This window comes from Falsigemmobacter intermedius, assembly GCF_004054105.1.
Lineage (GTDB): Bacteria > Pseudomonadota > Alphaproteobacteria > Rhodobacterales > Rhodobacteraceae > Wagnerdoeblera > Wagnerdoeblera intermedia.
Genome location: NZ_SBLC01000002.1, coordinates 163,091 through 187,911, shown reverse-complemented (window position 1 = coordinate 187,911; position 24,821 = coordinate 163,091). Strand labels below are relative to the sequence as shown.

The 24,821-nt window shown below is 65.1% G+C and carries 20 protein-coding genes; 18 read left to right on the top strand and 2 right to left on the bottom strand.

Features of this window, described 5'->3' with window-relative positions; genetic code table 11:
- Positions 1 to 194 precede the first annotated feature (194 nt).
- The 14 genes from EP867_RS02060 (at position 195) to EP867_RS01995 (ending at position 16,343) form a co-directional block, all read left to right on the top strand.
- Positions 195 to 2,165, top strand: coding sequence for a heme lyase CcmF/NrfE family subunit (locus EP867_RS02060; RefSeq protein WP_128486535.1), 1,971 nt, complete (start codon positions 195 to 197; stop codon positions 2,163 to 2,165).
- Positions 2,162 to 2,662: a cytochrome c-type biogenesis protein gene (locus EP867_RS02055; RefSeq protein ID WP_128486534.1), complete on the top strand. Its 501-nt coding sequence runs from the start codon at positions 2,162 to 2,164 to the stop codon at positions 2,660 to 2,662. Before EP867_RS02060 ends, EP867_RS02055 begins: the two co-directional genes overlap by 4 nt.
- Positions 2,663 to 2,729: 67 nt before the next feature.
- Positions 2,730 to 3,506 carry an enoyl-CoA hydratase-related protein gene (locus tag EP867_RS02050; protein WP_128486533.1) on the top strand — a complete coding sequence of 259 codons (777 nt, stop codon included), beginning with the start codon at positions 2,730 to 2,732 and terminating at the stop codon, positions 3,504 to 3,506.
- A 91-nt stretch (positions 3,507 to 3,597) separates the two neighbouring features.
- Positions 3,598 to 4,536, top strand: coding sequence for a UDP-N-acetylmuramate dehydrogenase (gene murB / locus EP867_RS02045; RefSeq protein WP_128486532.1), 939 nt, complete (start codon positions 3,598 to 3,600; stop codon positions 4,534 to 4,536).
- Positions 4,537 to 4,663: 127 nt separating this feature from the next.
- Positions 4,664 to 5,587, top strand: coding sequence for a D-alanine--D-alanine ligase (locus EP867_RS02040; protein WP_174722285.1), 924 nt, complete (start codon positions 4,664 to 4,666; stop codon positions 5,585 to 5,587).
- On the top strand, positions 5,575 to 6,465 hold the full coding sequence (locus EP867_RS02035) for a cell division protein FtsQ/DivIB (RefSeq protein WP_128486531.1): 891 nt from the start codon (positions 5,575 to 5,577) through the stop codon (positions 6,463 to 6,465). The genes EP867_RS02040 and EP867_RS02035 overlap by 13 nt, the downstream gene beginning before the upstream one ends.
- Positions 6,466 to 6,470: 5 nt before the next feature.
- Entirely contained in the window at positions 6,471 to 7,805 is a 1,335-nt protein-coding gene (gene ftsA, locus EP867_RS02030; RefSeq protein WP_128486530.1) for a cell division protein FtsA, read from the top strand.
- A 178-nt stretch (positions 7,806 to 7,983) separates the two neighbouring features.
- A complete protein-coding gene (ftsZ, locus tag EP867_RS02025; RefSeq protein ID WP_128486529.1) occupies positions 7,984 to 9,714 on the top strand; it encodes a cell division protein FtsZ in 1,731 nt (576 codons plus the stop codon).
- 251 nt (positions 9,715 to 9,965) lie between these two features.
- Positions 9,966 to 10,901, top strand: coding sequence for a UDP-3-O-acyl-N-acetylglucosamine deacetylase (gene lpxC, locus EP867_RS02020; RefSeq protein WP_128486528.1), 936 nt, complete (start codon positions 9,966 to 9,968; stop codon positions 10,899 to 10,901).
- 134 nt (positions 10,902 to 11,035) lie between these two features.
- The gene (locus EP867_RS02015; RefSeq protein ID WP_128486527.1) at positions 11,036 to 11,878 is read left to right on the top strand and encodes an outer membrane protein assembly factor BamD; all 843 of its coding nucleotides are present in this window, start codon (positions 11,036 to 11,038) and stop codon (positions 11,876 to 11,878) included.
- A gap of 65 nt (positions 11,879 to 11,943) precedes the next feature.
- Positions 11,944 to 13,605, top strand: coding sequence for a DNA repair protein RecN (gene recN, locus EP867_RS02010; RefSeq protein WP_128486526.1), 1,662 nt, complete (start codon positions 11,944 to 11,946; stop codon positions 13,603 to 13,605).
- A 61-nt stretch (positions 13,606 to 13,666) separates the two neighbouring features.
- On the top strand, positions 13,667 to 14,644 hold the full coding sequence (locus tag EP867_RS02005; protein WP_128486525.1) for a threonine ammonia-lyase: 978 nt from the start codon (positions 13,667 to 13,669) through the stop codon (positions 14,642 to 14,644).
- The gene (gene pcaD / locus EP867_RS02000; protein WP_128486524.1) at positions 14,644 to 15,570 is read left to right on the top strand and encodes a 3-oxoadipate enol-lactonase; all 927 of its coding nucleotides are present in this window, start codon (positions 14,644 to 14,646) and stop codon (positions 15,568 to 15,570) included. Before EP867_RS02005 ends, pcaD begins: the two co-directional genes overlap by 1 nt.
- Before the next feature lie 59 nt (positions 15,571 to 15,629).
- Positions 15,630 to 16,343, top strand: a complete 714-nt coding sequence (locus tag EP867_RS01995) for an alpha/beta fold hydrolase (protein ID WP_128486523.1) — start codon at positions 15,630 to 15,632, stop codon at positions 16,341 to 16,343.
- 62 nt (positions 16,344 to 16,405) lie between these two features.
- Here the strand turns inward: EP867_RS01995 and EP867_RS01990 are convergent, their stop codons facing one another.
- The gene (locus EP867_RS01990) at positions 16,406 to 19,477 is read right to left on the bottom strand and encodes a hypothetical protein (RefSeq protein WP_128486522.1); all 3,072 of its coding nucleotides are present in this window, start codon (positions 19,475 to 19,477) and stop codon (positions 16,406 to 16,408) included.
- 156 nt (positions 19,478 to 19,633) lie between these two features.
- Between EP867_RS01990 and EP867_RS01985 the strand changes: the two genes are divergently transcribed.
- Both EP867_RS01985 and hemP read left to right on the top strand, forming a co-directional pair.
- A complete protein-coding gene (locus EP867_RS01985; protein ID WP_164888738.1) occupies positions 19,634 to 20,338 on the top strand; it encodes an SIMPL domain-containing protein in 705 nt (234 codons plus the stop codon).
- A 172-nt stretch (positions 20,339 to 20,510) separates the two neighbouring features.
- Positions 20,511 to 20,663: a hemin uptake protein HemP gene (gene hemP / locus EP867_RS01980; protein ID WP_128486584.1), complete on the top strand. Its 153-nt coding sequence runs from the start codon at positions 20,511 to 20,513 to the stop codon at positions 20,661 to 20,663.
- 224 nt (positions 20,664 to 20,887) lie between these two features.
- On the opposite strand, the gene EP867_RS01975 is transcribed toward hemP, so the two are convergent.
- Positions 20,888 to 21,907 (bottom strand): dipeptidase, encoded by a 1,020-nt coding sequence (locus EP867_RS01975; RefSeq protein ID WP_128486520.1) that lies wholly within the window; start codon positions 21,905 to 21,907, stop codon positions 20,888 to 20,890.
- A gap of 181 nt (positions 21,908 to 22,088) precedes the next feature.
- On the opposite strand from EP867_RS01975, the gene EP867_RS01970 reads away from it, so the two are divergent.
- On the top strand, positions 22,089 to 23,696 hold the full coding sequence (locus EP867_RS01970; protein ID WP_128486519.1) for an ABC transporter substrate-binding protein: 1,608 nt from the start codon (positions 22,089 to 22,091) through the stop codon (positions 23,694 to 23,696).
- Positions 23,697 to 23,746: 50 nt separating this feature from the next.
- Positions 23,747 to 24,814, top strand: a complete 1,068-nt coding sequence (locus EP867_RS01965) for an ABC transporter permease (RefSeq protein ID WP_128486518.1) — start codon at positions 23,747 to 23,749, stop codon at positions 24,812 to 24,814.
- Positions 24,815 to 24,821 lie beyond the last annotated feature (7 nt).

Below are 24,821 nucleotides of genomic sequence, written 5' to 3'. Positions count from 1 at the left end.
CTCAGTCCGGGGCGGGTCTTCCGGGGTCGGGCGGAGCTTCCGCCTGCGACGTCGGGGCGCAGGTTATCGCAAAAGCCGTGACCTGCAAGCGGGCGCAAAGGGGCGTATACTGCCGTATGCCGCAGGCGCGGCCTGCCGGGGGCCAGGCGTTACGCCCATTGGCGTATCGGGTTGCAGAGAGTAAGAGAGCAGGCATGATAACAGAACTCGGACATTTCGCGGTCTGTCTTGCGCTCGCGGTTGCGCTGGTCCAGACCATCGTGCCGCTGATCGGCGCACATAAAGGCTGGTCGGGCTGGATGGCGGTGGCCGATCCGGCGGCCGTCACGCAGTTTTTGCTGCTGGGCTTTTCCTTTGCGGCCCTGATGCATGCCTTCATCACCTCGGACTTCTCAGTCGAACTGGTGGTGTCGAACTCGCATACGCTGAAGCCGCTGATTTATAAGATTGCCGGAACCTGGGGCAACCATGAGGGCTCACTGCTGCTCTGGGTGCTGATTCTGGCCTTCTTTGCCGCCTGTGCCAGCTGGTTCGGGGGCAATCTGCCGCCCTCGCTGAAAGCGCGGGTGATCGGGGTGCAGGGTCTGATCGGGGTCGCCTTCCTGACCTTCATGATCTTCACCTCCAACCCCTTTGAGCGTTTCGAAATTCCGCCCATGGACGGGCGCGACCTGAACCCGCTGCTGCAGGACCCGGGCCTCGCCTTCCATCCGCCCTTCCTCTACCTCGGCTATGTCGGCCTTTCGATCACCTATTCCTTCGCCATTGCGGCGCTGCTGGAAGGCCGCGTTGATGCCGCCTGGGGCCGCTGGGTGCGGCCCTGGACGCTGGCGGCCTGGGTCTCGCTGACCATCGGCATCGGCCTTGGGTCCTGGTGGGCCTATTATGAGCTGGGCTGGGGCGGCTTCTGGTTCTGGGATCCGGTCGAAAACGCTTCGTTCATGCCCTGGCTGATCTCGGCGGCGCTGCTGCATTCGGCGATCGTCGTTGAAAAGCGCGAGGCGCTGAAGGCCTGGACGGTGCTGCTGGCGATCATCGCCTTCGGCTTCTCGTTGATCGGCACCTTCATCGTGCGTTCGGGCGTCATCACCTCGGTCCATGCCTTCGCCAATGATCCTGAGCGCGGCATCTATATCCTTGCGCTCTTTGCCTTTTTTGTCGGCGGGGCCCTGATGCTCTACGCCGCCCGTGCGGGCATCATGGAGGCCAAGGGCGTCTTCTCCTCGGTCAGCCGCGAATCGGCGCTGGTGCTGAACAATGTGCTGCTGGCGGTGGCGAGCTTTGTGGTCTTTATCGGCACCATCTGGCCGCTGATCTCTGAGCTGGTCTGGGGTCGCACAGTCTCGGTCGGCCCGCCCTTCTTTAACGCAGCCTTCACGCCCTTTGTGGTGGCGCTGGCGGTCATTCTGCCCTTCGGGGCCATCCTGTCCTGGAAGCGGGCCAAAGCGGATCGCGCATTTGTCTCGCTGCGGGTGGTGCTTTTCCTCTCGGTTGCTGCCGGTGCGCTGGCCTTTTCGCTGCAAAGCGGACGCTCGGCCCTGGGTCCGGTAGGGCTGGCGCTTGGCCTTTGGGTGATCCTCGGGGCGGTGGCGGATCTGTGGCAGCGCAGCGGGCGCGGCACGCTCCTGTCGCGCCTTGGCCGGGTGAGCCGCCTGCCGCGTGCGGACTGGGGCAAAGCGGTGGCCCATGGCGGGCTTGGTGTGACGATCCTTTCGGTCGCGGCCATGCTCTCCTGGCAGGTCGAAGACATCCGCGTTGCGCAGCTCAATGAGCCTTTTGACGTGGGCGGCTATCAAATCACCCTGAAGCAGGTGACCGAAGAGCAGGGCCCGAACTACCGCTCGACCATGGGCTGGCTGGAAGTTGTGGATGGCAATCGCCGCTTCGCGCTGAACCCCGAGCGGCGGTTCTATCCGGCGGCGGGCATGCCCACGACGGAGGCTGGGATCGACTACGGCTTCATGCGCGACGTCTATCTGGTGCTCGGCGATCCGCAGGCCAATGGGGCCTGGACGGTGCGCAGCTATGTCAAACCGCTGGCCAACTGGCTCTGGGCAGGGATCCTGCTGATGTCCTTTGGCGGGCTGATCAGCCTGACCGACCGGCGCTACCGCGTGGCGGCCGGGGCAGGGCGGGAGGCGGCAAAGCCCGTGGCCGCCGAATGATCCGGCTGCTTCGCCCCCTTGCGCTGGCTTTTGCGGTGGCACTGGCGCTGCCCCTGGCCGCGCCGGTGCCGGCTTATGCGGTGCAGCCCGATGAGGTGCTGAAAGATCCGCTGCTCGAAAAGCGCGCTCGCGAGTTGTCGAAGGATCTGCGCTGCCTCGTCTGCCGCAATGAAAGCATCGACGAATCGACCTCTGATCTGGCCCGCGACCTGCGCCTTCTGGTGCGGGAGCGGCTCCTGGCGGGCGATTCCGACAGCGAAGTGATCGACTATCTGGTGGAGCGCTTTGGCGAATATGTGCTGCTGCGTCCGCTGACCGGCGGGGTCAATGTGATCCTCTGGGCGGCGGGGCCGGTGGTCTTCCTTCTGGCCTTCGGGGGCGCGCTGATCTATCTGCGCGGGCGCCGCGACAAGCCGAAAGCGCCCGGTCAGGACGGGTTGAGCGCTGAGGAAGAAGAGCGCCTGGCAAAGATCCTCGCTGAGGACAAGCTGTCCTGACGCAGGGTTCATCTCGCCTTTCCTGACCTGATATGGCCTAAAAAGCCGGTCAGTCAGGGAGGGCAGGATGTCAGAGGAAGTTCTTTATCAGCAAAGCGGGGGCCTTGCGGTCCTGACGCTGAACCGTCCGGCGGTGATGAATGCGCTGACCGGGACTATGCGCCGCCAGCTGGTCGCAGCCTTTGCCCGGGCTGAAAAAGAGGCCCGCGCCATCGTTTTGACCGGCGCGGGGCGCGGGTTCTGCGCGGGCCAGGATCTGGCCGATCTGGGGGGCAGTCTCGAAGGCGTCGATCTCGGACCGCTGCTGCGTGAGGAATATGATCCCGTCCTCAAAGCCATTACCGAAAGCCCCCTGCCGGTGATCGCCGCCGTAAACGGCGTGGCGGCAGGCGCCGGGGCCAGTCTGGCGCTGGCCTGTGACGTGGTAATCGCCACTGAGAGTGCGGTGTTCCTTCAGGCCTTCTCAAAAATCGGTCTGATCCCGGATGCGGGCGGCACCTATACTCTGCCGCGTCAGGTGGGTCTGGCCCGCGCCATGGGCATGGCGCTTTTTGCCGAGCCGGTGAAGGCACGGGATGCGGAAGCCATGGGGCTGATCTGGGAGGCCGTGGCGGATGAGGACTTCGCCGCGCGCTGGCAGGCCCGGGCGCAGCATCTGGCTTCAGGCCCGGGTCTGGCCTTCTCGGGGATCAAACAGGCGATGCGGGCGTCGCAGGGCAATGATCTTGAGGCGCAGCTCGCGCTTGAGGCCGAAATTCAGGCCCGCTGCGGGGCGAGCGCCGATTTCGCCGAAGGTGTTGCGGCTTTCCTTGAAAAGCGCAAAGCGGTCTTTCAGGGGCGCTGAGGCTTGCTGCCGGGGCAGGCCCGGATTAGGTCTGTGGCAGAATTGGCAGGAACCGCTCCGGAGATTTCGGGGCGGCTCAGGAGTAAAGATGATGACCGGACTTCCCGCCCTGCGCGGCTCTGTGATGGCGGGCAAAGCGCTCAGCGATCTGACCTGGCTGCGCGTGGGCGGCCCCGCCGATGCGGTGGTGCTCCCCGCAGATGAGGCTGATCTGGCGCAGTTTCTCGCAGCCCTTCCGGCCGATGTGGCGGTCTTTCCGCTGGGGGCCGGGTCGAACCTGATCGTGCGCGATGGTGGCCTGCGGGCCGTGGTCATCAAGCTTGGCCGCGCCTTTATGGATGTCTCAGTTGAGGGCGATCTGGTCATTGCCGGGGCGGCGGCCTTAGATGCGCGGGTCGCGCAGACGGCGGCTCAGGCGGGGCGTGATCTGACTTTCCTGCGCACCATCCCCGGCTCAATCGGCGGGGCGGTGCGGATGAACGCGGGCTGCTATGGCACCTATGTGGCCGATCACCTGGTTGAGGTGCGGGTGGCACTGCGCTCGGGCGAAATCGTCACGCTGTCGGCTGCGGATCTGAACCTGCGCTACCGTCAGTCGGACCTGCCGGAGGGTGCGGTGATCCTCTCGGCGGTTTTCCGCACGCAGGCAGGCGCGCCTGCAAATCTGGAAGCCCGCATGGCCGATCAGCTGGCAAAGCGCGATGCGACCCAGCCGGTGAAGGACCGCACCGCAGGCTCGACCTTCCGCAATCCGGCAGGTTTTTCCAGCACCGGAAGGGCGGATGACACCCATGATCTGAAAGCCTGGAAGCTGATCCAGGACGCGGGCATGAAGGGCGTAAGCCTCGGCGGAGCGCAGATGTCGGAAAAACACGCCAACTTCCTGACCAATACCGGTGGTGCCACCGCCGCAGAGCTTGAGGGCCTGGGCGAGCAGGTGCGAAAAAGGGTTTTCGATACGGCCGGAATATGGCTAGAGTGGGAAATCATGCGCGTGGGTGAGCCTTCGGGCGCATCTGAGGCGCAGTAACGGGATCGCATCCCCCGAACACCCCGGACTTTGGGTGACAGGCCGGAGCCGCGCAAAGCGGCCCGCACAGAAGACCCGGGAATTTCCCCGGCAATAACAGGCCGTAAGGCTATGAGGCAGTGAGTAAATGGCGGGCAGTTCGGACAGAGCAGCCGCCAGAGTGGCAGTTCTGATGGGGGGACGTTCCGCAGAGCGGGAAGTTTCTCTGTCCAGTGGGCGCGAATGCGCCACCGCTCTGCGTGCGGCGGGATATGAGGTTGTCGAGGTCGATGCGGACCGCGATCTGGCAGCGCGTCTGCAGGACCTCGCTCCCGATGTGGTTTTCAACGCGCTTCACGGCCGTTACGGCGAGGATGGCACCGTTCAGGGCCTGCTCGAGTGGCTCGGGATTCCCTATACCCATTCCGGGGTGCTCGCCTCTTCCATTGCGATGGATAAGGAGCGCTCCAAACAGGTCTATCGCGCCGCCGGTCTGCCGGTGGTGCCAAGCCTGGTGGCGGATCGCGATGAGGTGCGGGCGCGCCATGTCATGGCACCGCCCTATGTGGTCAAACCCTTCAATGAAGGCTCTTCGGTCGGCGTTTACATCGTCAATGAAGGCTCCAATCAGCCGCCGCAACTCTCTGATGAGATGCCCGCGCGGGTCATGGTTGAGGCCTTTGCCCCGGGGCGTGAACTGACCTGTGCGGTTCTCGGCGACCGGGCTCTGGCGGTGACCGATATCATCACCGAGGGCTGGTACGACTATACCGCGAAATATTCGGTGGGCGGCTCACGTCATGTGATCCCGGCAGAGCTTCCCTCTGAGATCACTGCCGCCATCATGGATTACGCCCTGCGCGCCCATCAGGCGCTTGGCTGCCGCGGGCTTTCGCGCACGGATTTCCGCTGGGATGAAAGCCGTGGCCTGGATGGTCTGATCCTACTGGAGACCAATACCCAGCCCGGTATGACGCCGACCTCGCTTGCGCCCGAACAGGCGGCGCATTGCGGGATCAGCTTCCCGGACCTCTGTAAATGGCTGGTGGAGGATGCTTCATGCGACCGCTGAGCGGTGCACCGAAGTCCTCTCCCCCGGGCCGGCGCGATCCGGCTCCCTCCCGCTGGGCGTATCGTTGGTCGCGCCTCTGGCTGACGCCGGGGTTTCGCACCCTGGTCCGCGTGGGCCTGCCGATCGCGGTGACCGCGATGATCGCCGGTGGCTGGCTGGCCTCTGAGACCCGCCGTGCGGCGCTGATCTCCACCTATGAAAGCCTGCGCGATCAGTTTCAGGAACGCCCTGAGTTTATGGTGAACCTGGTCTCCATCGAGGGCGCCTCGCCGGTTCTGGCTGAGGCGATCCGGGTGGGTCTGGCGTTGCCTTTGCCGCAGTCGTCTTTCCGAATTGATCTGGAGGGCGCGCGCAAGCGGGTGGAAAGCTTTGACGCCGTGCGTCGCGCTGAGCTGCGCATCCTGCCCGGCGGCGTGCTGCAGGTTTCCGTGACGGAACGGGTTCCGGCCCTTGTCTGGCGGGCGCCCGACGGGCTCTGGCTGATTGATGAGGGCGGGCACCGCGTGGCACAGATCGGGGCGCGGTCATTGCGCGGGGATCTGCCGCTGATCGCCGGTGAGGGGGCGGATCAGGCGGTGGCGGAGGCGCTGGAGCTGATCTCGGCGGCAAAGCCGCTGACCGACCGGCTGCGGGGCCTTGTGCGGATGGGAGAGCGCCGCTGGGATGTGGTTCTTGACCGTGACCAGCGCATTCTTCTGCCCGAGGCGAACCCGGTTCGCGCGCTTGAGCGCATTCTGGCGCAGGACCAGGCCACGGGGCTTTTCAGCCGTGATGTTCTTGCGGCCGATCTGCGCTCTGACCGCCGTCTGACCATCCGGATTTCGCCGGAAGGTGCAGAAAATCTTCGTAAAATCCGACTTGCTCAGACCGGAGGATAAGAGACGTGACAGACCTCTATCACTCGCAGCGTGCCATGCGGCAGATGCGCAAAGCGGCCATGCAGCGCGGCGTTGTGGCCGTTCTGGATGTGGGCAGCTCCAAGATTGCCTGCATGGTGCTGCGCTTTGACGGCCCCGACCGCAACCGCTCTGAGGATGGGGTCGGCCCCCTGGCCGGGCAGTCGCAGTTCCGGGTGATCGGCGCGGCCACCACCCGCTCGCGCGGGATCCGCTTTGGGGAGGTTGAGGGGCTGCAGGAGGCCGAACGCGCCATCCGCACCGTGGTGCAATCGGCGCAGAAAGCGGCCGGACAGCGCGTCGATCACGTCATCGCCTGTATGTCGGGCGCCAGCCCGCGCAGCTATGGGCTTGCCGGGGATATCCCGCTGACCGATAACGTCGTGACCGAACAGGACATTGCCCGCGTTCTGGCCGCCTGCGAGATGCCCGATATCGGCGAGGGGCGAGAGGTGCTGCACGCGCAGCCGGTGAACTTCGCGCTCGACAACCGCTCGGGGCTGTCGGACCCGCGCGGGCAGATCGGGCATCATCTCTCGGTCGATATGCACCTTCTGACGGTCAACCGCTCAGCGGTGGAATGTCTGCTGCACTGCCTGAAGCGCTGTGACCTGGAGGTCGCGGGGATCGCCTCTTCGGCCTATGTCGCCGGTCTCGCCGCGCTGGTGGAAGATGAGCAGGAACTCGGTTCTGCCTGTATCGACATGGGGGCAGGGGCCACCGGTATCTCGATCTTCATGCGCAAGCATATGATTTACGCCGATACCGTGCGGATGGGCGGTGATCTGGTCACCCGCGATATCGCCATGGGTCTGCAGATCCCGCTGCCCCAGGCTGAGCGGATCAAGACCTTCCACGGCGGCGTTCACGCCACCGGCATGGATGACCGCGAGATGATCCCCCTGACCGCCGATACCGGCGACTGGGAGAAGGACAGCCGCAAAGTCTCGCGCACCGAGCTGATCGGCATCATGCGCCCCAGGGTTGAAGAGATTCTCGAGGATGCGCGTCAGCATCTGGATGCGGCGGGCTTTGAACATCTGCCCTCGCAGCAGATCGTTCTGACCGGCGGCGGATCGCTTATTCCGGGCGTCGATATGCTGGCGGCGCGCATCCTCGGGCAGCGCGTGCGCCTTGGTCGCCCGCTGCGTGTGCAGGGGCTGCCGCAGGGGGCGGCGGGCGCGGGTTTTGCAAGTGCGGTGGGGCTTTGCCTCTTTGCCGCGCATCCTCAGGACGAGTGGTGGGACTTCGAGATCCCCTCAGATCGCTACCCCGCCCGCTCTCTGCGCCGCGCGCTTCGCTGGTTCCGCGACAACTGGTGACCACCAGACCCAGGGAATTGAGCGAAATCCCGCTCCCGATGGCGGAAATGCGTCAATATTTGGACTGGAAGTCGGTTTTCCAGGTGACGTTCCGGTCTGCTGCGGGTAGAATCAAACCAGATAAAAGGCCTCGGTCACGGGGTTGGTGGCGGCACAGTCAACAAGGCAGGCGGCGAGTATGGCGTTGAATCTTCTCATGGCGGACGACGGGGCCGAACTGAAACCCCGGATCACGGTATTCGGCGTCGGCGGCGCTGGTGGGAATGCGGTCAACAATATGATCGACCAGCAGCTTGAGGGCGTTGAGTTCGTCGTGGCGAATACCGACGCGCAGGCGCTGGCGCAAAGCCGCGCCTCGCATCGCGTGCAACTGGGCGCGCGGGTTACCGAAGGCCTGGGCGCAGGGGCTAAGCCGCAGATCGGTGCAGCCGCTGCCGAAGAGTCGATTGAACAGATCGTCGATCACCTGGCCGGCGTGCACATGTGCTTCATCACCGCCGGTATGGGCGGCGGCACCGGCACCGGTGCGGCCCCGATCATCGCTCAGGCTGCGCGTGAACTCGGCGTTCTGACCGTTGGCGTCGTGACCAAGCCCTTCGCCTTTGAAGGGGCCAAGCGCATGCGTCAGGCCGATGACGGCGTTGAGGCGCTGCAGAAGGTCGTCGATACGCTGATCATCATTCCGAACCAGAACCTCTTCCGTCTGGCGAATGAAAAGACCACCTTCACCGAAGCCTTCGCCATGGCCGATGATGTGCTCTATCAGGGCGTCAAAGGCGTGACCGACCTGATGGTCCGGCCGGGCCTCATCAACCTCGACTTCGCCGACGTCCGCTCGGTGATGGATGAGATGGGCAAAGCCATGATGGGCGCCGGTGAGGCCGAGGGCCAGAACCGCGCCATTGAGGCGGCTGAGAAAGCCATCGCCAACCCGCTCCTTGATGAGATCTCGCTCAACGGTGCGAAGGGCGTGCTGATCAACATCACCGGCGGCTATGATCTGACCCTGTTTGAGCTGGATGAGGCTGCAGGCCTGATCCGTGAGAAAGTGGATCCGGACGCCAATATCATCGTGGGTTCTACCATGGATCCGTCGATGGATGGCCGCATCCGCGTGTCGGTTGTTGCAACCGGCATCGACGCCGCGGCCCGTCAGATGGAAGCCGCAGCGCGTCAGGCCGCTGCAGCCGCACCGGCTCCGCAAGCCGCTCCGGCACCGATGCAGCAGATGGCACCGGCACCGCAGCAGCGCGCCGCCTTCCAGCCGGGCTATCAACCCGCCGCGCAGCATCACCAGCCCGCCGCTCCGGTCGAGCAGCCTGCACCGCAGCAAAGCTGGCAGCAGCCCGCCGCCGCTGCACCGCAGCCGCAGGAGAGCTACGAGCGTCAGGCCTATGAGGCCCCGGTTCAGCATCACCAGCCCGCAGCCGAGCCGGATCTGCCGCCGCCTGCCTACCAGCCGCAGACCCGCGCCCCGGCGCCGATCCAGCAGCCGGTTCAGCAGCCGATGCACCGTCAGGCCCCTTCGGCCATCGAGGGGGACGCCGGCGAATTCATGGCGCCGCGCCGTGCCCCGGCAGGCACCCCCTCGCCGGAAGCTCTCGCCCGTCTGCGCGATGCGGTGTCTCGCACGCCTTCGCAGCCGATGCAGCAGCGCGCCGCCGCGCCGCAGCCCGCAGCCCCCCGCCAGGAAGAGCCGGTGCGCTCGCGCTTTGGTCTGGGTTCGCTGATCGGCCGTATGGCGGGTCACGCGCCCGAGCCCGCTCCGGCCCCCGCGCCGCAGCCCCAGGCGCAGCCGCAGATGCGCGTTCAGCCGCAGGCTCCGGCCCATGGCAGCTATGAGGATGAGCAGGATCACGACAGCGATCGCATCGAGATTCCGGCGTTCCTGCGTCGTCAGGCCAATTAATCCCTGTAACATTGCGTGATCGAAAGCCGGGGGGAAACCCCGGCTTTTTGTTATTTTTCAGCGACTTAACGTGATTGTTTCAAATGTTTCAGCCCCGTTACAGGGCGAAGGAATGTGTGAGTTGCCGTTCATGCTGCACTCGCATAGCTAATAATCCGTAACGCGGCGCAGACCGCAGTGAAAAATACGGCAGGGATTGCCCGTGGGATGTCCCACATCGCGCAAGCGAAAATGAGCAGACGGAGTTGAACGTGCAAAGCACTCTCGGAACGTCAGTTGTGTTTGACGGTGTTGGTCTCCATTCGGGGGCTCCTGTTCGCATGACCGTGCATCCGGCACCGGCGAACTATGGCATCGTGTTTTTCCGCACCGACCTGCCTGAGGCCGAACAGCGTCTGCCGGCCAAATGGGACCAGGTGGTGCCGTCCAAACTCTGCACCCTGCTGTCGAACGCATCGGGCGCGACCCTTTCCACCGTTGAGCATATCATGGCGGCGCTTACCGGCTGTGGCGTGCACAATGCCCGCATCGAAGTCACCGGCCCGGAAGTTCCAATCCTTGACGGCTCCTCGGCCCCCTTCGTGCGGGAGTTTCTGCGCGTGGGTCTGATCGCCTCGCAGGTTCCGGTGCGTGTGCTCAAGATCCTCAAAGCGGTTGAAGTGCGCGATGGCGAGGCCGTGGCCCGCCTTGAGCCCGCCGATTCGATGGAAATGAATTTTGAGATCGATTTCGCAGATGCCGCGATCGGTCATCAGGAAAAACAGCTCAATCTGACCAATGGCACCTTCGTGCGTGAGCTGTCGGACAGCCGCACCTTCTGCCGTCAGGCGGATGTGGATTTCATGCAGACCCATGGTCTGGCGCTCGGCGGCACGCTGGAAAATGCGGTCGTGGTTGACGGTGACCGCGTCCTCAGCCCCGGTGGTCTGCGCTACCGCGATGAGCCGGTGCGTCACAAGATGCTCGACGCGCTCGGGGATCTGGCGCTTGCCGGTGGCCCAATTCAGGGTCGCTACACCGGGATTCGTGCGGGTCACGCCATGACCAACCGCCTGCTTCGGCAGCTTTTTGCCACTCCGGGGGCCTGGATCTGGACGGAAGTCACCGCGCGTTCGGGTCGGAAACTGCCCGGCGCAGGCGTCACCATGGCGGATCTGCCCACCGGGTCCGAACTGATGCCGGCCTGAACACGCTCCAGGCGTGAAAGGCGTTTTGCGCACTGAATTTTTCTGTGCTAGGTGTCAGAACAGAGGCAGCGGAAGGCCGGGGAGGAACCGCCCCGGGCTGACTGTACGTTCAGGCCGCAGGAGCAGACGTAACAATGACGGGTTGGGCCAAAGGCGCCAGATATGTGGCGGCAGTGCTGGCGATCGGGCTGGCTGCGGGCTGTGCATCGAAAAGCGACGAGTCACTTAATCTCGAAGCGATGCAGGCCAGTGAAATCTTCGCTCTGGGTGAGCGCGAGATGAAGCGCGATCCCCGCAAGGGCGACGGCGGTAAATATTTTGCCGAAGTTGAGCGTCTTTACCCCTATTCTGAATGGTCCAAACGCGCGCTGGTGATGCAGGCCTATGCCTTCCATCAGCAAAAGAAATACGAAGAGGCCCGCAGCGCGGCACAGCGCTATCTCGACCAGTATCCGGGCGAGGAAGATTCGGCTTGGGCGCAGTATCTGCTGGCGATCTCTTATTACGATCAGATTGATGACATCGGCAAAGACCAGGGCCTGACCTTCCAGGCGCTTCAGGCCCTGCGCGTTGTGATCGAAGAATACCCCGACAGCGAATATGCCCGCTCGGCGACGCTGAAATTCGATCTCGCTTTCGACCATCTGGCCGGAAAAGAGATGGAGATCGGGCGCTATTACCTGCGCCGCGGCCATTACACAGCTGCGATCAACCGGTTCCGCGTGGTGGTTGAGCAGTTCCAGACCACCAGCCACACGCCCGAAGCGCTTCACCGTCTGGTGGAAAGCTATCTCGCGCTTGGCCTGACTGGTGAGGCGCAGACGGCAGGGGCCATTCTGGGTCACAACTTCCGTGGCTCGCCCTTCTATGACGACAGCTACCGCCTGCTGACCGGTCGCGGTCTGAGCCCGGTGGCCGAAGGTCAGGGCTGGCTGCAGACCGTCTATCGGCGCACGATCCAGGGGAAATGGCTCTGAGCCATTCCCCGACTGCCGCTTCGCCCTGCTGACGACCAAGACGACGACGACCCCGGAAGAACCCGATGCTGCGCAGTCTGACCATTCGCGATATGCTGCTCATTGACCGGCTGGAGCTTGATCTGCGGCCGGGCCTGAATGTGCTGACCGGTGAGACCGGGGCGGGGAAGTCGATTCTGCTCGACTGTCTGGGCTTTGTGCTGGGCTGGCGCGGGCGTGCGGATCTGGTGCGTCAGGGCGCGGATCTGGGCGAAGTGATTGCCGAATTTGATCTGCCTGCCGGGCATGGCGCGGAAGCCGTGCTGCGTGAGGCCGGGATTGAAGCCGAAGACACCCTGATTCTGCGCCGCACCGTCACCCCTGAGGGGCGTCGTCAGGCCTGGGCCAATGACCGCCGCGTCGGCGCCGAACTTCTGCGCAATCTCTCAGATCATCTGGTCGAACTGCATGGCCAGCATGATGACCGTGGCCTGCTGGACCCAAAGGGCCACCGGGCGCTGCTGGACGACTTCGCAGGCTCAGCGCCGCTGCTGGCGGAGGTGCGCTCTGCCTTTAGCGCCCTCAGCCGCGCGCGTCGCGACCGTGAGACGGCGGAAAGCCATCTTCAGCAGTTGAAGGCCGAAGAAGATTTCCTGCGCCATGCCGTGGGTGAACTCGACAAGCTTGCCCCCGAACCGGGTGAGGATGCGGTCCTTGATGTGCGCCGCCGCGCGCTGCAGCAGGCCGAGAAAGTCCGTGAAGATATGGCCCGCGCCGTTCAGGCGCTCTCGCCCCAGGGCGCGGAAGGCGTGCTGCGCGATGCGCAGCGCTGGCTGGAAGGCGCGGCAGAGCGGGGCGCTGCCGTCTTTGAGGGCCGTCTTGATGCGCCGCTGGCCGCGCTGACCCGCGCCATGGCCGAACTCTCCGAGGCGCAGGCCGGGATCGATCACGCGCTTGATGTGCTCGACGCCGATCCGTCAGAGCTTGAGCGCGTGGAAGAGCGGCTCTTTGCCATCCGCGCCATGGCCCGCAAACATTCGGTGACGCCCGATGATCTGGGGCTCCTGACTCAGGATCTGCGCCGCCGTCTGGATGCGCTCGACGGCGCTGACCGCGATATGGCCGCGCTGGAGAAGGCCGAAAGCACCGCCCGCGCCGCGCATCTGGCGCTTTGCGCAAAGCTGACCGCGCTGCGCACGGAAGCTGCGGCCCGCCTCGACCAGGCCATGGCGGCAGAACTTGCGCCGCTGAAAATGGAGCGTGCGGTCTTTCGCACCGAAGTGCGCCCCGATACGCCGGGCCAGGAGGGCGCGGATGCCGTGGCCTTCACCGTGGCGACCAACCCCGGCGCGCCTTCCGGTCCGCTCAACCGCATCGCCTCGGGCGGGGAATTGTCGCGCTTCCTGCTGGCGCTGAAGGTCTGCCTCACTGAGGGCACCTCGGGCCTCACGATGATCTTTGACGAAATCGACCGCGGTGTCGGCGGGGCGACCGCTGATGCCGTGGGCCGCCGTCTGCGTCGTCTGGCCGAAGAGGCGCAGGTCCTGGTCGTCACCCACAGCCCGCAGGTCGCGGCCCTTGGGGCGCATCACTGGCGGGTGGAAAAGCGGGTGATTGATGAGAAAACCCTCTCAACCATCACGGGCCTCGATGCGGCAGAGCGCGTCGATGAAGTGGCGCGCATGATTTCGGGCGATCAGATCACCGATGCGGCACGCGAAGCCGCCCGCGCCCTCATTGAGGCCTGACCACTGGTCTTTGCGTCCGCGCCGGGTGTAGCCTCGCGCCATGCCAGCCGGGAGAGCTTTCATGACCGATATCACCGAGATCCGCGCCGCCGCCGCCCGTGGGGCAGGCCATCTGCGCCGCACGCCGCTTCTGTCCTCGCCCTTCCTTGATGAGATCGCGGGGCGGCGGGTGCTGGTAAAGGCGGAATGCCTGCAGCAGACCGGATCTTTTAAGTTTCGCGGGGCCTGGTCGGCACTCTCGGCCCTTGCGCCGGAGGTGCGCGCCCGTGGGGTGATCGCTTATTCCAGCGGCAACCACGCCCAGGGCGTCGCCCTTGCGGCAAAGCTGCATGGCACCTCTGCGGTGATCGTGATGCCGAAAGACGCGCCCGCGCTGAAAATCGCCAATACCCGCGCCTATGGCGCCGAAGTGGTGCTTTACGACCGCGCCACGGAGGACCGTGATGCCATCGGTCAGGCCATCGCCTCTGAGCGCGGGCTGACGCTGATCAAACCCTATGATGAGCCGATGGTGATTGCGGGGCAGGGCACCTCCGGCCTCGAGATCGCGGAACAGGCGGCAGAGCTGGGCGTGACCACAGCCGATGTGCTGATCCCCTGCGGCGGCGGTGGTCTGACCGCAGGCGTGGCCCTTGCCCTTGAGGCCACGGCCCCCGGCCTGCGCGCCCGCCCCTGCGAGCCCGAGGGCTATGACGACACCGCCCGCTCGGTGAAAGCCGGTGAGCGGCTGTCGAATGCCAGCAGGGCCAGCTCGCTTTGCGATGCCATCGTCACGCCGACGCCGGGGGTGCTGACCTTCCCGATTCAGCAGCGCCTCTCCGGCCCCGGCATTGTCGTCACCGAAGAAGAAGTGCTCCGCGCCATGGCGCTGGCCTTTCAGCGGCTGAAAATCACCATCGAGCCGGGCGGGGCCGTGGGCCTTGCAGCGGCTTTGTTCCACAGCGCAGAGATCGAAGGGGATGCGGTCATCTGCATCGCCTCGGGCGGCAATGTCGACACCGAGGTCTTCCTGCGCGCGCTGCACCTGCCGGAGAGCTGATGCCCTTTCTCGACCTGCCCGACCATCGTCTCCACTGGTGCGAAGAGGGGGATCCCCGGGGCGCACCGGTGGTCTTTGCCCATGGCCTCGGCACCCGCCTTGAGCTTTGGGAGGAGGTGGTGGCCGCTCTGCCGCAGAAGTTCCGGCTGATCCGCTTTGACCTGCGCGGTCACGGCGGATCGGAGGGTCCGCCTGCGCCCTGGTCGATGGGGGCGCTGGTGCGCGATGCTGAGGCGCTGATGGATCATCTCGCCCTGCGCGACTGTGTCTTTGTCGGCCACTCGCTGGGCGGCATGATCGCCCAGGCCCTGGCGGTCAAGCGGCTCGATCTGGTGCGGGCGCTGGTGCTCTGCGGCACAGCCACCAAGATCGGCACGGCGGAGACCTGGGCCGCGCGGGCCGAACTGACCCGCGCAGGCGGCATGGAGGCAGTGGCTGCGGCTGAACTTCAGCGGTGGTTTCCGCGATTCGCGCAAAAGTCCAGGCCGGCTGAGGTTGCGCGGGACATGCTGCTGTCGATGAAGGATGAGAGCTATCTGGCCGCCTGCGGGGCCATTGCCGGGACCGATTTCTATGCCACCACCGCGCGGCTGACGCTGCCTGCGCTGGTGCTCGCGGGCGCGAATGACGGGGCAACCCCGCCCGATATGCTGCGCGAGACGTCTGACCTGATGGCGGGAGCCGATTTTGTGCTGCTGCGCGGGGCGGGCCATCTCGCATCGCTCGACCGGCCGGAGGATTTCGCCCGGGAACTCGGCGCATTCCTGGACCGAATCGGCCATGCGTTTCATGAGCCCGCGCCCCGCGATCCGATGGGTGGTTGCGGCGAGGGCTGTGGCTGTGGCTCTGACCACGATCACGATCACGATCACAATCACAATCACAATCACCACGCTCCTCACGCCGGATGCGGCCACAGCCATTGATCGCGCCTTGCACCTCAGCCCGGTTTGGCAAAAGCTGACCGCGCCAGAGGGAGGGATACATGGCGCATTTTCTGTTGATCCACGGCTCCTGCCACGGAGCCTGGTGCTGGGACTATCTGCGGCCTGAGCTGGAACGCCTGGGCCACAGCGTGCAGGCCATCGATCTGCCGGGCGCGGGCGCAGATCCGACCGACCGGGCGGAGGTAACGCTGGATCTCTATGCACAGGCGGTGCTCGCGGCGCTGCGCGAGCCGGCCATTCTCGTGGGGCATTCGATGGGCGGCTATCCGATCACGGCCGCGGCTGAGGCCGACCCCTCGCAGATCCGGGCGCTCGTCTATCTCTGCGCCTATCGTCCGGTCTCGGGGCTTTCGCTGGCGCAGATGCGCCGGCTTGCGCCGCGCCAGCCGCTTCAGGGGGCGCTTGATATCCTGGGAGAGAGCTTCCTGTTCAAAGCCGACCGTGCGGCGAAACTGCTGGCGCAGGATTGCTCTGAAGAGATCCAGGCCTGGCAGATCGCCTCGCTCACGCCCCAGCCGATCCGCCCGCAGGAAGAGCCGCTGAGCGTAACCGAGCGCTCGCGCAGCCTGCCGCAGTTCTATCTGCGCTGTGCGCAGGATCAGACGATCCCGCCGGAGTATCAGGCGCAGATGGCCGCCGATCTGCCCCCGGGGCGGCATCGCGTGTTGCCCGCCTCGCATTCGCCCTTTCTCTCGATGCCCGCCGTTCTGGCGCAGCATCTGTCTGAAATCGCCGCAGAGCTTGACGGCTGATATAAAAAACGGCCCGCGCCGTAAGGCGGGGGCCGGTTCTGAAGATCCGGTCCGGGGTCTGATCAGCCGCGCGGCAAAGCCAGCTGCCGGACCGAGCTGCCCTTTTGATAGCTGAGATTGCTGGCGCCGATGGCGGTGACGCGGCCACCGTCCACCCGGTCGCCCACTTTGACGCGAACCACGCGGCCACCGCCTTCGCGCACCAGGGCGTAGCGTTGCGAGGCGGTGCCGAAGACGCCGATCAGATTGACCTGAGACAGATTGATCGCGCGGGTCAGCGTTGCCTGGCGTGCGACCGAGGCCTGGGTCGGAATGCGAGGCGCGGCGCGGGTGATCTCCGGTTCGCCATCATCGTCTTCGGGGCTGCTTTCGTTTGCATTCGGCGGAGCGCTGTTGCGGCGCGGCGCAGCCGGAGCGGCTGCGGCCTGACGCAGTTGCGGCGGGGCCGCGATCGCCGCGGCAGGGACCACGGAGGCCAGCGCACCCGGGCGGGCCGCCGGGCGGCGTGTGGCCGGAAGCGCGCTGTCCGCCGAAACGAGAGAGGCCGCGCTGGCCGCAGCCGCCGCGGCCTCAGCCAGGCTTTGCGCTTTTTCGCTCTCGCTCAGGCGGCGGGCGGCGGTCTCGGCAGCGGCGTTGCGCGCCGCAGGACGCCGGGTTGGCGCGCCGGGGATCAGGACCTCAGCGGTCGTGGTCTCCGGCTCGGTCGCGACCGTGCCCTGAACGGCGCCCTGATCGGACGGGGCGCCGGTTTCGGGGCGAAATTTCGGGCGAAAGCGGGTGAGGCTGTTATCGGGCTCAAAGCTGCCGGAGGCTTCGGCGGTGCTTTCCGGTGCGGTGGCCTCCGCCGGGGCGGCAGGGCTCGCCTCGGCGGAGGCGGGGCGGGCCGGAGGCACCTTTGCGGGGCGGGCAGCGACCAGAAGGATGCCATCGGGGGTGATGACGCCCTCTGCCGTGGGCAGAATGCGGCCTTCGCTGTCAAACTGATAAAGCGCGCCCAGGGCCGGCAGCGCGCCGACCGGCGCGGGGGCCGGGTCGTGATTGGCGGTCGAAACGGAGGCGCTTTGCACCGGCTGCGGTGCGGGCAGGCCTGCCAGCGGCGTATCAGCGCCGGGCAGGGTCAGCTCATCCACACTCAGCCCCGCAGTGCTTTGCGGGGCCGTCTCGGGCAGAGCCGCCGTGACCGGCGCCTCGGCTGCAGTTTCGTCCACAGGGACGGGCAGGGGCTGGGCTTCCGCCGTCTCAGGGAGGGCGGGGGCCGGGGTCTCGGTTGCTGCTTCCGGCAAAGCTGCGGTCTCAGGCAGGGCCGCGGGTTCCGCTTCCCCGTCTGCGGGGGGGGCTGCGGGCAGCAGATCCGCCTCGGTCAGATAATCGCCGTCCTGCGCCAGAGTAAGCGGGGCTGTCTCCCCTGCAGCCCCCTGATCGGCGGGGCTTTCAAGGAAAATCGCGGCCCAGATCGCCACGGCCAGCAAAAGCGCAAGCAGCACGCCGGTCATTGCAAGGCCGAGATAACGCGGCTTGCCGCCGACCTCGCGGCTGCGGCGCCCGTAGACGGTCATGGCCTCCGCCTCACTGGCGGCGGGTTTGACTTTGGCACGCGGGCCGGTGGCAGTGATCTGTGGCGGCACGGCGGCGGCTGCGGGGCGGGTCGCTGCGGGTTTATCGCCACGACGGCGCGGCGGGGGCTGATCGAGGGCCTTGCGCAGACGCTCAGGTGCGGCGGGCGCAGGCGGCACTTTCGGGCTGAGGCGCGGTGCCCGCGGGGCAGCCGGAGTGGCCATCGGGCCGGGCGTAAGCGAGGCGGCCAGAGCGTCTTTCGTCGCGGCGAGGATCTCTTCGGTGTCGCCGGGCCAGGATTCGGTCAGCTCTGCCGGATCGCTTTCAGCGGCAATCGCCTCAGAGATGCTGATATCTTCACTGTCAGGCCGTGCAGAGGTCTCCGCCGGTTCTGCGGAAGCCTCCTCCGGCGCCTCTGCGGCGGCTGCGGCAGCAAGGCGTTCGGCGAGGGTCGCAGGGGCCGGGGTGGCGGTCTGCGGCCGCGAGGCCAGTTCTGCCAGCAGGCGGGCTGCGGGCGAGACATCGCTGGGGGCGGGGGCCCAGTCCGAATGCTCATAAAGCGGCGCGTCAGCGGGGGGCGCGTCGATGATATGTGCGGCAGCGGGCAGCTCCGGCTCATCCTCCGGCGCGCCGTCGGTTTCAAATTCAGCGTCCGAGGCGAGTTCTTCAGAGAGCGATCCCGGCTGCCAGAGCGGCTCAGCCTCGGCAGCATCTGCGAAAACGCTTTCCGCCGTGGGCGCGGCAGGCCAGACCGGCTCAGGCTCAGGCTCAGGCTCAGGCTCAGGCTCAGGCTCAGGCTCAGGCGCGGGTCCGGTTTCGGGTTCCGGCGTGATTTCCGGTTCGGCGACGGGCTCGGCTTCCACAACAGGGTCTGCAACCGATGCCTCAGCCTCAGCCTCAGCCTCAGCCTCAGCCTCAGCCTCGGGCAGGTCCGCGTCTTCGGCAGCAGGCGCGTCATCGCTCAGTCCGGTGGCAGCGGCCACTACCGCAGCCCCGGCCAGGGCAGCCGCGGGGGGCAGCGCATCCGGGCTGTCCCCGGGGGGCAGGATCACCAGCGGGCCGGTTTCGCGCGACGGGCGCTCAGTCTCCGGCAGAGCGGCGCTGGCGTCGGTCAGGCCAAACCAGGCAAGACCGATGAAGGCATCGCCCTCAGGATGGGCGGCGAAGGCGGCGGGGTTGAAGCGATAATCGCGGCCAAAGCCCTCGGCCTCTGCCAGGGTCTCACGGGCGGCGGCGGCGATGCGGATCACGCCGTTGCTGTCGGCCCAGTCATAGACCAGGTCTTCGATGGCATAGGGGGTACGGCCCTCAAGGGCCTCAATCACCCGGGCCTCGCGACCCTCAGGCTCGGTGTCACCGGCTTCAATCGCGGTATAGAGAACTTCGCTGTTGGGAAGGATCAGCAGCGTGCTGAACCCCTCGGGCGCGAGATCCTGCGCCTGGCCGCGCAGGGCGCCCAGCGAATCCATAAGATCGGGATCGTCAAAGCGGACAGATCCGAGAGAGGTCCAGCCGTGGGAAAGGCGGTGCAAAAGACCGACGCTGTCCTGGCTGAAAAGAAGGGCGAATGAAGGCTTCATGCGTCTTACTATGTACCGGTGCGCGCGGGCTTACCACTGGGACGTGAGGGGTCTCCTGTTACGTATAGCAGGATTTTGCCAAGTAAAAGAAAATCTGCCAGGAATTCATCAACCTGCTGCGTCATACTCTCATCGATGCATCAAAGGAGTGAAACGATGCGCAGGATGTTCTCAGCGGTCCTTGCCGCTGTCGTGATTTCTCAGCTGGCCGCAGCGCCGCTGCTGGCATCGGAGGTGAAGCCCGTGATTACCGTAACCGGACAAGCGGGGGTGAAGGTTGCCCCCGATATGGCCACGCTCCGCATCGGGGTTGAGACCCTGGAAGCGACGGCGGCAGAGGCGATGGAGAAAAACAGCGCGCAGATGCGCCGCGTGCAGGAGGCTTTGCGCGCCGCAGGGCTGAAGGATCGGGATCTGCAGACCAGCGGTCTCTCGGTCCAGCCGGAATACAGCTATCCGGAAAAGGGTGAGCGGGTTTTGCAGGGCTATGAGGCGAGCAACGGGCTGAACGTACAGGTGCGCGATCTGGAAAAGCTCGGCGGTATTCTGGATCAGGTGACGAGAGATGGTGCAAATGACATCGGTGGCCTGAGCTTTGGTCTGCAGGAAAGCGCCAAAGCGCTGGATGAGGCGCGGGTTGCCGCCGTCAAAGACGCACGCCGCCGCGCAGAAATGATGGCAGAGGCTGAAGGTGTGAAGCTCGGCCGCGTGCTGGAGATCCGCGAAGGCGCTGCGCCGGGTCCGATTCCGATGATGCGGATGGCGGCGGCGGCGGCGCTCATGTCGCCGGCACCGATTGAGGCGGGGGAGATGGAATATTCCGCCTCAGTTACCGTGACATGGGAGCTGTTACAGCCCTGATCCGGCGGAAGTCGGAGGCCCTGTCCCATGCTTTTTCGGGCAGGGTGCAATCCGGATTTGACAATACCTAGTGAATCAATCAGGATTAGGCCATCCCCAGCCACGCCACCTCGGCCAGCCCCGGACAGACCGCAACCTTCCGCAGGAGTTCGCCATGAGCTGGCATGACCGCATGATCCCCGCCGTTCCCGCATCCCCTGTCGCGATGCCGGTTCACGCAGCCGAAAGCCTGACCGCGGGCGGCAATCTCGCGCATATTCACCTTCAGGGGCAGATCTACACGCTGCGCATTACGCGGCAGGGCAAGCTGATCCTGACGAAGTGAGCTGTGATCCCCGCATGCAGGGCGGGTCTGGCAGCGGCGGTCTCCCTCACTGTCACTGCCGTAACGGGGGCGCCTGAGCGCCCCCGTTTTCATTCGGGCCTCGTGCAGAGCAGGGCCGCGTGCAGAGCGCGGTGGCGGGGGGGAGACGCCGGGGGCCTGTGCGGCCCCCGGACCCCCTGCAGAGTATTTGGAAAAAGCCAAAGCCGAAGGGGGCGGCTCAGGGCTTAGCCCACCACGCGGCGGATCAGGCCGATCCAGTTGCCCCAGCAGATCCGCTCGATGAGCGAGGCGCCAAAGCCTGCCTGCTGCATGGCGGTGATGAGTTCTGGCAGGCCGGCGGCGGTTTCTAACTCTGCCGGTACGCGGGTGCCGTCGTAATCGGAGCCGAAGGCCACACCGCCCTCGCCCAGGCGGTCGATGAGATATTTCAGATGCTCGACGATCAGGGTAACCGGCGTTTCGGGATCGACCTGCCCATCGGCGCGCAGGAAGCGGGTGCCGAAATTCACCCCCACAAGGCCGCCTGATTCTGCGATCATCGACAGCTGGCGGTCGGTCAAATTGCGCGAATGGGGGCAGAGGCCATGGGCGTTGGAATGGGTGGCGACCAGCGGGCGCGAGGAGAGTTTTGCGACATCGTTGAAGCCGGCCTCATTGAGGTGGCTGAGGTCGATCAGGATGCGCAGGCGTTCGCATTCCGCGATGAGGCGCAGCCCCTCAGGGGTGAGGCCGGGGCCGATGTCGCCGGTGGAGGGATAGGCGAAGGGGACGCCATGGCCGAAGCGGTTGGAGCGGCTCCAGACCGGCCCGAGCGAGCGCAGGCCAGCGGCGTGGAGCATCTCGAGTTCGCCAAAGTCCGGGCCGATGGCCTCTGCGCCTTCGAGGTGCATGACGGCGGCAATGGCGCCGGCGCTGCGGGCCTCTTCGATCTGGGCGGCGGTGGTGCAGAGGCGCAGTTTTGCCGGATTGGCACGGGTCATCCGCACGAGGATGGCGGCCATCTCAAAGGTGACGCGCCGGGCTTTATCTATGTCGACCGGGCGTTTCGCATCCGCGCCGGGCAGATCATCTCCGGCCACGAAGAGAGCGAAAAAGCCGCCGCCGAAACCGCCTGTGCGGCACTTTGCCACGTCAAGAGCGCCGTCGCGGCCTGCGAAGAAGGAGGCGCCCGTCAGATCGCTCTGGTTGTGCAGGTGCCAGAGCAGGTCATTGTGGCCGTCGAAGAAAGTGAAATCGGGGGTCATTTTTTCCGCCTTTATTCAAAATCGCGCTAAATGCCTGGGGACGGCAGGCATTCTGCCGGGTGAGCCTGCTTGACAACCGGGGCGTTCTGACCACGCTTTCCTGATCAGAGGGTCAAATCTCAGGCGGCCCGTCTGCCGATCGAATAACGCGCCAGGCGCGGAGCGTATAGGGAGTAGTCATATGAAGTTGGATCATCGGTTCGGACCGGCAGGGCTCGCGCTGGCAGCCGTGCTTACGCTGGGGGCTGCGCCTTCGGCTCTCATGGCGGCCACGCCGGCAGATACGCTGGTGATTGCGGATAAGATCGACGATATCGTTTCGCTCGACCCGGCAGAAGCCTTTGAGTTTTCCGGCGTTAACATCGTTAACAACACCTATGACTCGCTGATTGAGCTGGACCCGAACAAACCGGGTGAGCTGATTCCGGGTCTGGCGGAAAGCTGGGATGTCTCGGAAGATGGTCTGACCTTCACCTTCAAAATGAAGGAAGGCATTACCTTTGCTTCGGGTAATCCGGTGCGGGCGGAAGATGCGGCCTGGTCACTGCAGCGCGTGATCAAGCTGAACAAAACCCCGGCCTTCGTGCTGGCGCAGTTCGGCTTCACCCCGGAAAATGTCGAAGAGATGATTAAGGCGGACGGCAATACCGTCACCATCAAACTCGCCAAACCCTTCGCGCCCTCGATGTTCTACAACTGCCTGACCGCAGGTCTGGCCGCCATTGTCGACAAAGAGACCGTCATGGCCAATGAGGTCAACGGCGACATGGGCAATGAGTGGCTGAAGAACAATTCGGCCGGCACCGGGGCTTATGTGCTGCGCTCGTTCAAGCCGCAGGACAGCTATGTGCTGGACCGTCGTGAGGGCTACTGGCGCGGTGACGCGAAGCTCAAGCGCGTCCGCGTCAACCATATCCCCGAGTCCGCAACCCAGCGTCTGCAGCTGGAAAAGGGTGACATCGACATCGCCCGCGGCCTGTCGAACACCGATGTGGCCGGTCTGGAAGGCGCAGCCGATGTGAAGATCGAGACCGCGCCGAAGGGCTACATCTATTACATCGCGGCCAACCAGAAGAATGAGATTCTGAAGAAGCCGGAAGTCATGGATGCCCTGCGCTGGGCGGTGGACTACAAGGGCATCACCGAGACCGTCCTCAAAGGTCAGATGATGGTGCAGCAGGGCTTCCTGCCGGCCGGCTATCTCGGCTCGCTGGATGAGACTCCCTACAGCCTCGACGTGGCTAAAGCCAAAGAACTGCTGGCGGCTGCGGGCTATCCGGATGGCTTTGAAGTCACCATGACCGTGCGCAACGATCAGCTGCGGATGGAGATGGCGCAGGCGATCCAGAACACTCTGGGTCAGGCGGGCATCAAAGTGACGCTGAAGCCGGGGGCCGGTGCGGAAGTTCTGGGCGATTACCGCGCCCGTAACCATGAGCTGACGCTGCAGTCCTGGGGCCCGGACTATCCCGATCCCCATACCAATGCCTCGACCTTTGCATGGAACCCTGATAACGCCGATGAAGCAAAGCTGACCGGTGTTCTGGCCTGGCGCAACGCCTGGGATCCGGGTGAACTGACTGCGGCCGTCGATGCGGCTGTGGTGGAACGCGACACCGAGAAGCGCAAAGCGATGTATGAAGACATGCAGCGCAAATTCCGCGACGACTCGGGCTTTGTTCCGATGTTCCAGGAAATCGCTCAGACGGCGCTGCGCGCCAATGTGAGCGGCTTCCATACCGGCGGCACCATCGACTCGGCAACCTACTGGTACACCGAGAAAAACTAAGCAAACCCATGCCCCCGGACGAAAACCCGGGGGCATAACATCTGGATATCATGACGATTACCGAGACCCCCGCTCCGCGATCGCCGTCCAAATTGTGGCGGCGCACGAAAACGGTCCTGAGTGTCGTGCTGGCTCTGGCCGCGACATTCCTTGGTCTGCTTTTTGTTACCTTCATCATCGGTCGGGTGGTCCCGATTGATCCCGTTCTGGCCGTGGTCGGTGAGCGTGCCTCGCAGGCCCAGATTGAGGCTGCGCGCACGGCGCTGGGCCTTGACCGGCCGATGTGGGAGCAGTTCTACATCTATGTGGTCAATGTGTTTCAGGGCGACCTTGGCACCTCGCTGCTGACCCGTCGTCCGGTGCTTGAGGACATCAAAAATGTCTTCCCGGCGACACTGGAACTTGCCACGATTGCGACGATTTTCGGCGTTCTGACGGGGATTCCCGCAGGCGTTCTGGCAGCAACGCGCCCTGGCACCTGGATCGACCAGATCGTGCGGATCATCGGTCTTGCGGGTTATTCGACGCCGGTCTTCTGGCTGGGGCTGATGGGGCTTTTGCTCTTTTACGGCACCCTTGGCTGGGTTGGCGGCGGTGGCCGGGTGAGCAATGAATTTGTCGATGCCCTTGAGTTTGACATCGTGCGGGTGACCGGGATCGTGCTGATCGATTCTGCGCTGGCGGGCGAATGGGCGGTTTTTGGCAATGCCGTCAAACATGCGGTGCTGCCCTCGGCGGTGCTGGGCTATTACTCGATGGCCTATATCAGCCGCATGACGCGCTCGTTCATGCTTAATGAGCTGAGCCAGGAATATATCACCACTGCCCGCGTCAAAGGCATGCCGGAATGGCGGGTGATCTGGGTCCATGCGCTGAAAAACGTGATGGTGCCGCTGATTACCGTGATTGCGCTGTCTTATGCTAACCTGCTCGAAGGTTCGGTTCTGACCGAGACCGTGTTCTCCTGGCCGGGCCTGGGGATGTATATCACCAATGCGCTCTTCTCGGCGGATATGCCGGCCGTTCTGGGGGGCACCGTGGTGGTGGGTCTGGTCTTTGTGGCCATCAATATGCTGTCGGACGTGCTTTACCGCCTCGTCGACCCGCGTGCGAAATAAGGGGGGC

Coding starts and splice junctions, on each gene's coding strand:
- EP867_RS02060 (WP_128486535.1), top strand. CDS start 195: ATGATAACAGAACTCGGACATTTCGCGGTCTGTCTTGCGCTCGCGGTT.
- EP867_RS02055 (WP_128486534.1), top strand. CDS start 2,162: ATGATCCGGCTGCTTCGCCCCCTTGCGCTGGCTTTTGCGGTGGCACTG.
- EP867_RS02050 (WP_128486533.1), top strand. CDS start 2,730: ATGTCAGAGGAAGTTCTTTATCAGCAAAGCGGGGGCCTTGCGGTCCTG.
- murB (WP_128486532.1), top strand. CDS start 3,598: ATGACCGGACTTCCCGCCCTGCGCGGCTCTGTGATGGCGGGCAAAGCG.
- EP867_RS02040 (WP_174722285.1), top strand. CDS start 4,664: ATGGCGGGCAGTTCGGACAGAGCAGCCGCCAGAGTGGCAGTTCTGATG.
- EP867_RS02035 (WP_128486531.1), top strand. CDS start 5,575: ATGCGACCGCTGAGCGGTGCACCGAAGTCCTCTCCCCCGGGCCGGCGC.
- ftsZ (WP_128486529.1), top strand. CDS start 7,984: ATGGCGTTGAATCTTCTCATGGCGGACGACGGGGCCGAACTGAAACCC.
- EP867_RS02015 (WP_128486527.1), top strand. CDS start 11,036: ATGACGGGTTGGGCCAAAGGCGCCAGATATGTGGCGGCAGTGCTGGCG.
- recN (WP_128486526.1), top strand. CDS start 11,944: ATGCTGCGCAGTCTGACCATTCGCGATATGCTGCTCATTGACCGGCTG.
- EP867_RS02005 (WP_128486525.1), top strand. CDS start 13,667: ATGACCGATATCACCGAGATCCGCGCCGCCGCCGCCCGTGGGGCAGGC.
- pcaD (WP_128486524.1), top strand. CDS start 14,644: ATGCCCTTTCTCGACCTGCCCGACCATCGTCTCCACTGGTGCGAAGAG.
- EP867_RS01995 (WP_128486523.1), top strand. CDS start 15,630: ATGGCGCATTTTCTGTTGATCCACGGCTCCTGCCACGGAGCCTGGTGC.
- EP867_RS01990 (WP_128486522.1), bottom strand. CDS start 19,477: ATGAAGCCTTCATTCGCCCTTCTTTTCAGCCAGGACAGCGTCGGTCTT.
- EP867_RS01985 (WP_164888738.1), top strand. CDS start 19,634: ATGCGCAGGATGTTCTCAGCGGTCCTTGCCGCTGTCGTGATTTCTCAG.
- hemP (WP_128486584.1), top strand. CDS start 20,511: ATGATCCCCGCCGTTCCCGCATCCCCTGTCGCGATGCCGGTTCACGCA.
- EP867_RS01975 (WP_128486520.1), bottom strand. CDS start 21,907: ATGACCCCCGATTTCACTTTCTTCGACGGCCACAATGACCTGCTCTGG.
- EP867_RS01970 (WP_128486519.1), top strand. CDS start 22,089: ATGAAGTTGGATCATCGGTTCGGACCGGCAGGGCTCGCGCTGGCAGCC.
- EP867_RS01965 (WP_128486518.1), top strand. CDS start 23,747: ATGACGATTACCGAGACCCCCGCTCCGCGATCGCCGTCCAAATTGTGG.